At 68.5% G+C, this 8,741-nt stretch carries 6 protein-coding genes; 1 reads left to right on the forward strand and 5 read right to left on the reverse strand.

What is annotated here, in order from left to right:
* Both ilvE and DD1DGNOD_RS21890 read right to left on the reverse strand, forming a co-directional pair.
* Positions 1-822, reverse strand: an 822-nt coding sequence (gene ilvE / locus DD1DGNOD_RS21885; protein WP_131770958.1) for a branched-chain-amino-acid transaminase, incomplete at its 3' end; no start/stop codon positions are given.
* Between the two features lie 273 nt (positions 823-1,095).
* Positions 1,096-2,136, reverse strand: coding sequence for a 3-isopropylmalate dehydrogenase (locus tag DD1DGNOD_RS21890; protein WP_131768348.1), 1,041 nt, complete (start codon positions 2,134-2,136; stop codon positions 1,096-1,098).
* 430 nt (positions 2,137-2,566) lie between these two features.
* On the opposite strand from DD1DGNOD_RS21890, the gene DD1DGNOD_RS21895 reads away from it, so the two are divergent.
* Positions 2,567-3,883: an EAL domain-containing protein gene (locus tag DD1DGNOD_RS21895; protein WP_131770956.1), complete on the forward strand. Its 1,317-nt coding sequence runs from the start codon at positions 2,567-2,569 to the stop codon at positions 3,881-3,883.
* Between the two features lie 70 nt (positions 3,884-3,953).
* Here the strand turns inward: DD1DGNOD_RS21895 and leuA are convergent, their stop codons facing one another.
* The 3 genes from leuA to serA form a co-directional block, all read right to left on the reverse strand.
* Positions 3,954-5,642, reverse strand: coding sequence for a 2-isopropylmalate synthase (gene leuA / locus DD1DGNOD_RS21900; RefSeq protein ID WP_165036965.1), 1,689 nt, complete (start codon positions 5,640-5,642; stop codon positions 3,954-3,956).
* Between the two features lie 263 nt (positions 5,643-5,905).
* Positions 5,906-6,727: a septum formation family protein gene (locus tag DD1DGNOD_RS21905; protein WP_131768351.1), complete on the reverse strand. Its 822-nt coding sequence runs from the start codon at positions 6,725-6,727 to the stop codon at positions 5,906-5,908.
* A 179-nt stretch (positions 6,728-6,906) separates the two neighbouring features.
* Positions 6,907-8,496: a phosphoglycerate dehydrogenase gene (gene serA / locus DD1DGNOD_RS21910; protein WP_131768352.1), complete on the reverse strand. Its 1,590-nt coding sequence runs from the start codon at positions 8,494-8,496 to the stop codon at positions 6,907-6,909.
* Positions 8,497-8,741: the final 245 nt, after the last annotated feature.

An 8,741-nucleotide genomic window follows, 5' to 3' on the forward strand; every position in this document is an offset into this window, starting at 1 on the left:
CGATCCGACGGGCCGGTCGTCGATCTCGACGATCGGCACCATTTCGGCCGCGGTTCCGGTGAAGAAGGCCTCGTCCGCCAGGTACAGGTCGGTGCGGACGATGTGCTGCTCGCGGACCTCGTAACCCTGGTCCGCGGCGATCCGCATGATGGACGCCCGCGTGATGCCGCCGAGCGGCCCGTCACTGAGCGGCGGAGTCATCACCGTACCGCCCGACACGATGAAGACGTTCTCTCCCGACCCGTCGGCGACGTGCCCGTTGGGACTGGTCAGAATGGCCTCGTCGTAACCGGCCTTGAGCGCCGCGACCTTGGCCAGCGAGGAGTTGAGATACTGCCCGGACGCCTTGGCCGCCGGCGGGATGATGTTGTTGTCGTTGCGACGCCAGGTGGACACGGTGGCCCGGCAACCGTTCTTCTCCGCATCGTCACCGAGGTAGGCACCCCAGGGCCAGACCGCGACCATCACTTCGATCGAGGAAGGCAGCGGGTTGAGGCCCATCTCGCCGTACCCGAGATAGATCAGCGGCCGGATGTAGCAGGCGTCGACCTTGTTGACCGCGACCGTCTCCTTGATTACGGCGACGAGTTCGGCCTGCGTGAACGCCGGCTCCATCATGTAGATCTTGGCGCTGCGGTACAGCCTCGCGACGTGGTCGGTCAGGCGGAACACGGCGCTGCCGTGGGCGGTGGGGTAGGCGCGGATGCCCTCGAAGACACCCCAGCCGTAGTGCAGCGTCGGGTTGAGAACGTGGATGCGGGCGTCGTCCCAGTCGACGAACTGACCGCTCATCCAGATTTTTGACGTCGGTGTAATGGACACGAATGACTCCAGGCGTATGCGACGAAGCGTGCGGGCGAGTGACGATCTTGCCGATCTTCGCCGTGGTCAGGCCCCGTCGGCTGCCGTCGTACCGGATCTACGGCCCTTCAGAGGATAGCGTTTCTCCGGCCATTCGCATCAGTGCAAGTTCGGATAGTTACCTTCTGAACGGATTTGATGACAGACAGTTTCGAACGGCCACCGGAGCGGGGTACAAGAAAGGTAAAAAAGTACGGAGAGGGGCGCAGAACCAACTTAACCGGCGACTCGCGCTCAGCCGGCGACTCGCGCCGCCAGGTCCTCCCCGACCTCGCGCGTGGAGATCTGGTCACGTGAGTATCCGGTTCGCGGTCGGGAACGGTCGGCCAGGGAAGCGGCAACCGCCGCCTCCACCCGGGCCGCTTCGTCCACGCGGCCCAGATGCTCCAGCAGCATCGCGACCGACAGCACGGTGGCGGTCGGGTCGGCGATCCCCTGCCCGGCTATGTCGGGCGCGCTGCCGTGCACCGGTTCGAACATGCTCGGGTTCGTTCCGGACGGGTCGAGGTTGCCGCTGGCGGCCCGTCCGATACCGCCGGTGATCGCGGCACCGATGTCGGTGAGGATGTCCCCGAACATGTTGTCGGTCACGACCACGTCGAAACGTCCCGGATCGGTGACGAAGAACATCGACGCGGCGTCCACGTGCTGGTAGTCGACCTGGACCTCGCTGAACTCGCGGGCGACCTCGGCGACAGTACGCAACCAGAGGTCTCCGGCGTTGGTCAGGACGTTGGTCTTGTGAACGAGGGTGAGCCGCCGCCGGGGGCGTGCCTGCGCCCGGCGGAACGCGTCCCGCACGACGCGTTCGACACCGAAGCGGGTGTTGAGGCTCTCCTCGGTGGCCACCTCGAACGGTGTGCCGCGGCGCAGGGTACCGCCGGCGCCCACGTACGGACCCTCGGTCCCCTCCCGTACCACCACCATGTCGATGGTGGGCTCGCCCGCCAGCGGCGTGGTGACGCCCGGGTACAGCCGCACGGGACGCAGGTTGACATAGTGATCGAGCTCGAAGCGCAGCCGCAGCAGGAGCCCGCGTTCGAGGATGCCGCTGGGCACCCCGGGGTCACCGACCGCACCGAGCAGGATCGCGTCGTGCTCGCGTAGCTCCGCGAGCACCGAGTCCGGCAGGGTCTCACCGGTGGCGTACCAGCGACGCGCGCCCAGGTCATAGTCGGTGGTCTCCACCTTGGGCTCGACGGCACGCAGCACGCGCAGGCCCTCCGCGACGACCTCTGGTCCGATGCCGTCCCCGCCGATGACCGCAAGCCTCATGAACGCGACTGTAATCTGTCACGCGCCAGCCCCGGTGCCCGCCCCGGCTTCCAGTCCCCTCGGACCGGCGCCATCCACGGGTACCCACGCGCCAGGTCAACCGCAGGGCCGCTGCCGAGCCGCGGGACGGATGCCACCGAAAATCGGATGAAAACCGTCATGACATACCCGAACGCGCACAGCTTGAAAAATTAGAACAAAAGCTGCTTCTCACGATTATTCCGGTTGGTTGGGAAACGACTGGCATGAGAAGAGGCTTCGCGACACGCACGATGAATCGCCGATGGCGATAAAGGTCCTCACGTACAGTGCACCGATCACGTCCCACAACTGCATCAGGAAGCAGCTCCCGTAACCGGCTGGAGGCGAGGGGGAATCTCCCCCGGTCGGGCACGTGTGGCATGCGACGACACAAGGGAGTGTACGACGCATGATCGTTCAAACGCTTTCAGTACCGGCCCCCTCCGACACCCACCATGCGATCGACTCCGCGGACGAATGGTCCGACGCGCTGCGCAACGCCCTGGCCGATCCCGGTCAGCCGCGCATCGTCTTCCAGCCGATCGTCGACCTCCGGCGCGGCGTCATCGCCGGATACGAGGTACTGGCGCGTTTCGGAACGGCACCGACTCCCTCGCCCGACCTGTGGTTCGCCGCCGCCGAACGTGCCGGGATCGCCGCCCACTTCGAGGCCAGGGTGCTTCGCGCGGCGCTGGCGGCACGCGAACAGCTCCCGCCCAACTGTTTTCTCACCGTCAACGTCATGCCGAACCTGCTGACCACCCCGGAGGTGGCCGCGGTCTGGGTCGACGCCGATCTGAGCCGGCTTGTTCTCGAACTCAACGAGACGGTCAGCGCCGAGCGGACTCCCGAGCTGGCCGCCACCACCCAGGCGCTGCGCGAGCGCGGCAGCTTCATCGCCATGGACGACGTCGGTTCCGGCTACGCCGGGCTGCGCCAGATCGCCAAGATCCGCCCTGACCTGGTCAAACTTGACCGCGACCTGGTCGCCCGCGCGGATGGCGACCAGGTGCGGCGGACATTGACCGAACTGGTCAACGTCTTCGCCAGCCGGCTGGACGCCTGGGTGATCGCCGAGGGCATCGAACGCGACGAGGAACTTGCCGTGCTCGTGGGGCTCGGCGTCCCGCTCGGGCAGGGCTGGTATCTGGGCCGCCCCGCGGACACCTGGCAGCGCCTCGACCCCGCGATCTCCAGGCGTATCCGGTTGCTCGCCCAGCGGACCGAGCGCGGCGAGGGGGTGGGCAGCCTGCTCGAACAGGTACGGATCTCCTTCGGGGACGACCGAGCGCGCCGGGGCGCCCCGCAGAAGGCGGCCTGCTGGCTCGACATGCCGTCACGGCCGCGGTCCGGCGGCAGCGGCGCGGCCATCGTCGTGAACCGGCAGCATCACCCGGTGGCGCTGGAGCTACCCGCGCCCCTCGGCGGCGCCGCCACCCGGCGTGTCCCGGCCAGTATGGTCGCCCGGCCCGACGAACATGTCGTCGACGTGGCACGCCGGGCGATGAGCCGCGCGCCGGCGCTGCGGTTCGACCCGGTCGTGGTAGTCACCGAAATGGGTCGACCGGTCGGTCTGGTCCGGATCGAACGGCTGATGCTCCGGCTCGCGGAGATGTCCGGCGTCCACCCGGATCTGCGGAAACGCAACCGTCCGAATCTGCGGAAAGACGCGGACCGGGCCGCGGACCAGGCAGTGGTACACCCGGCCCGCGGCCCGGCCGAATGACCGTGCCCCGGACAGCCCGGGCACTCCTGGTGACCCGGATACCAGCGGCGGGTCAGATATTCGTGGCGGCTCAGCTACCCGTGGCGATGCGCTGATCCCGCGCGGCCCGGTTGACCGCGCTCACCACGGCGCGCAGGGACGCGGTGACGATGTTCGGGTCGATCCCCACGCCCCAGAACACCCTGTCCCCCACGGCCACTTCGAGATAGGCCGCGGCCCGCGCGTCCGCTCCCGAGCCCAGAGCGTGCTCGTGATAGTCGAGCACACGTACCTCGACGTCCCGGGTGCGCAGTGCGGCGACGAACGCGTCGATCGGCCCGTTGCCGGTGCCGCTGATGATCTCCTCGCCACCGTGGATGCGGACCGACACCCGCACCTCGTCGCGTTCCCCGTGAGCTGCGGTAGTCCGGGAGCCGAGCAGCTCCAACGGAGCGTCGGCCGCGGATTCGGCCAGGAAGTACTCCCGGGAGAAGATCGCCCACAGTTGCTCGCCGGTCACCTCCCCACCGGTGTCCTCGGTGTGGCGCTGCACGACGTGGGAGAACTCGATCTGCAGCCGGCGGGGCAGGTCCAGGGAATGCTCCGACTTCAGCAGATAGGCGACGCCACCTTTACCCGACTGGCTGTTCACCCGGATCACGGCCTCGTAGGACCGGCCGACGTCCATCGGGTCGATGGGCAGATAGGGCACCTCCCACAGCCGCTGCCCGGTCCGTTCCATGGCCTCGAAGCCCTTCTTGATGGCGTCCTGATGGGAACCGGAGAAAGCCGTGTAGACAAGATCGCCACCGTAGGGATGCCGCGGATGCACCAGAATCTGGTTGCAGTGCTCCACGGTCCGGCGAATCTCGTCGATGTCGCCGAAGTCGATTTCCGGGTCGACGCCCTGGGAGAACAGGTTGAGCCCCAATGTCACCAGGCAGACGTTGCCGGTGCGTTCGCCGTTGCCGAACAGGCATCCCTCGATCCGATCGGCACCCGCCAGCACCCCGAGTTCCGCGGCGGCCACGGCACAGCCACGGTCGTTGTGGGGATGCAGGGACAACACGACCGCCTCACGCCGGGTCAGATTGCGTGACATCCACTCGATCTGGTCGGCGTAGACGTTGGGCGTGGACATCTCCACGGTCGCCGGCAGGTTCAGCACGACCGGCCGATCGGGTGTGGGCTGCCAGACGTCCATGACCGCCTCGCAGACCTCGAGGGCATAGTCCAGCTCGGTTCCGGTGAACGACTCCGGGCTGTACTGCCAGCGGACGTCCGTCCCCGCCAGCAGCTTCTCCGCATAACGAGCACACCACTGCGCACCCTGGACGGCGATGTCGGTGATGCCGCCCCGGTCAAGCCCGAACACCACCCGGCGCTGCAATGTCGACGTCGAGTTGTACAGGTGCACGAGCACATTCGGCGCGCCGACGAGCGAGGAGATCGTACGTTCGATCAGCTCCTCACGCGCCTGGGTCAGCACCTGGATGGTGACGTCGTCGGGAATGTGCTCGCCGTCGATAAGCTGCCGGATGAAGTCGAAGTCCGTCTGGCTCGCGGCGGGAAAGCCCACCTCGATCTCCTTGTAGCCCATCCGTACCAGCAGATGGAACATCTGCATCTTCCGCGCCGGGGTCATGGGGTCGATCAGCGCCTGATTGCCGTCGCGCAGATCGACGCTGCACCACCGGGGCGCACGTGTGATCGTCTGGTTCGGCCAGGTCCGGTCGGGGAGGTCGACCGGGATGAACGGCCGGTACTTGTCGACGGGCATGCCAGAAGTTTGCTGTGAAGTGGTCACTGCTTCTGCCGCTCCTGCTTCGTGGAGAAAAGCCTGCGGTGGCCAGCGCGCACCAAACCCCGCGGCGAGGAAGCCGACCTGTCTCAGGCCCCGCCGCGGCAACTAAGAAGCAGAAGCGCATGCATTCTTGTCGGAGCCTACTACTCGACGGCCGACGCCGCCCGACCCCCTACCCGATGGGCCGGGCAGGCTTCAGGTCGCCGGCGGGCGGTGTGAGGTCCATCAGGCCCGTGACGTCAGGTCGGCAGCCCCGCGGCCTGCGCCGGACCCACCCGCGGCCGCAGATCGTCGGTGCGCACGGTACACACCAACGCGTGGGTACCGGCCTGCCAGGCCGCTTCCTCCGGGTAGATCGACGCAACCTGCATGTGGGGGACGGCGTCGGTCCCACCGAAGAGGTTGCGCGCGGCGTCCGCGCAGTCCTTCGAGGCGGCGGCGTCCAGCGCCGGCCGGCCCGGCCAGCCGGGGAAGGGACCGGTGAGGTCGACCGTCCCCGTCACCTGGTCGACGTGCGGCTGGTCGCACGCCACCCGGGTGGGCGTGACCTCGCCTGCCGGATCCGGGCTCCAGACCAGACAGTCTCCCGGCCGCAGACCGGCAAGCAGGGAGGGCTCGAGCGTGAACCGCTGCGCCCGGACGGACAGCACGGCCGGGCTCGTGGCCGTGCTGGTAGCCGGTGCTGAGCCCGACGCGGCGGCGGGAGCGGGATCCTGCATCCGGACCGGGCTGCCGGCCGAGGGTGCCGAGGCGGACACCACCGCCGCGCGCGGGCCGTGGCGAAGCAGGAAAAGGCCGAGACCCGCCATTCCGGCCAGCAGCGTCAAGAACGCCACCAGCCTGGTGGCCCGGCGGCCACGCGGGGAGCCGGGCGCCCATACCCAGCGGTAGAACGCTCGCTGACCTGCCGGCTGGACGGGTTCCACCCGGCAGCGGCCGTGCGGGGGCCCGCTGGAGGCTGTCGTGCGTTCATCGGCTGACGGCTCGATGAAGCGCGCAGAACGCACAAAACTGTCATCGAGGTGCAACCCCTCGAACGGGTCCCGACCGTCCCGAGCCATGGTTTTCACGGTAAACCCGGGGGCCCGTTTTCCACACCATGGCCATCGAACCAGGGGGCAGGTCACCACAACCCGCGGCAACCTGCACCACGGCCCACGGGCCGGACGGCGGCGAGATGGTCCGGCGGCTGTGGCCGGACAGCGGCGAAACGACGTCCGCTCGGCGAGGAGCCGGTCGGTTACTCCCCTCTGAGACTCACCGACCGGGCCGTGGACGCCCCGATGATCTTGGCGATCTCGGTCAGGACGTCCTGTGGCACCGCGTCGTCAAGCGAGAGCGATATCAGCGCCTCACCACCGGCCTTGCGGCGGCTGACCTGCGCACCGGCAATATTGATCTGGGCCTCGCCCAGCAGCGCACCGACCGCGCCCACCACCCCCGGACGGTCCTCGTAGCGGAAGAACACCAGGTGCGCCTGGGGACGGATGTCCACCTCGAAGTCGTCGATCGCGGTGACCTTCTCGACCTGCCGGGGACCGGTCAGCGTCCCGCTCACCGACACCGGTGTCCCGTCCGCGAGCACACCGCGGATCGTGACGAGATTGCGGTAGTCAGGGCTTTCCTCGAACGTCTCCAGCGCGACGTCGACCCCCCGGTTCTTGGCGAGCAGCGGCGCGTTGACGTAGGTGACCGGCTCCTCGATCACGTCGGTGAACACTCCCTTGAGCGCGGCGAGCTGCAGCACCGACACGTCATGGGCGACGATTTCACCACGGATTTCGATGGTGATCGCGGCGGCGAGGCCGCCGGCGAAGCCGGTGAACAGCTGGCCGAGCTTCTCCGCGAGCGGCAACCCGGGCCGCACGTCCTCGGCCACAACCCCACCGGCCTGCACGTTCACTGCGTCCGGGACGAACTCGCCGCGCAGCGCCAGCCGCACCGACCGGGCCACCGCGATGCCCGCCTTCTCCTGGGCCTCCTCGGTGGACGCCCCCAGATGCGGGGTGACCACCACGTTGTCCAGCTCGAACAGGGGTGAGGACGTGGTCGGTTCGGTGGCGAACACGTCGATGCCGGCGCCGCCCACCCGGCCGTCACGGACGGCGTCGGCGAGGGCCACCTCGTCGATGAGCCCGCCCCGGGCGTCGTTGATGATGATCACGCCTGGCTTGACGCGCTCGAGTTCGTCCTTGCCGATGAGGCCGAGCGTCTCCGGCGTCTTGGGCAGGTGGATCGTGATGACGTCACTGATCCGCAACAGTTCGTCGAGGTCGACAAGGCGCACCCCCAGCTGGGCGGCGCGGCCCACCGAGACGTACGGGTCGTAGGCGACGATCTTCATACCGAAGGCGGCCAGCCGCTGCGCGACCAGCAGGCCGATGCGCCCGAGCCCCACCACGCCCGCGGTCTTGTCCGCGAGTTCGACGCCGACGTACTTCGAGCGCTTCCACTCACCGCCACGCAGCGCGGCATTGGCCGCCGGAATGCGGCGGGCCACCGCCGTCAGCAGCGCGACGGCGTGCTCGGCGGCGCTGACGATGTTCGACAGCGGAGCGTTGACAACCATCACACCGCGGGTGGTGGCGGTGGCGACATCAACGTTGTCCAGCCCGATCCCCGCGCGGGCGACGACCTTGAGCGAGCGGGCGGCGGCGAGCACCTCCGCGTCCACCCTGGTCGCGCTGCGCACGATCAGAGCATCGGCGTCGGGGATCGCGCCCAGGAGCGCGACCCGGTCGGTCCCGTCGAGATGGCGGACCTCGAACTCGCTGGACAGCAGTTCCAGCCCGGCCGGTGACAACTCCTCGGCAACCAGGACGACGGGCACGGTAAGGCTCCTTGAGAAGACGGCAAGGGATGACCGCCCGCAGGTAGTAAGCATGGTTGCGAGCGCCGCCAGCGTACCCACTGCGGGCCGCTACCGGTGATGTACCGGGGTTGTCCAGCCGGGAAATCCCCGGTGTCCGCGGCCGGCCCGGCGGGCGCGCAAAGGTTGACGATCGCGTGCCCGCCGGGCCGGGTCGGGTGAGGTCAGTCGACGGGCTCGGCGATCCAGGACATCAGCGGACGCAG

Source organism: Candidatus Protofrankia californiensis (assembly GCF_900634765.1).
GTDB classification, from domain to species: domain Bacteria; phylum Actinomycetota; class Actinomycetes; order Frankiales; family Frankiaceae; genus Protofrankia; species Protofrankia californiensis.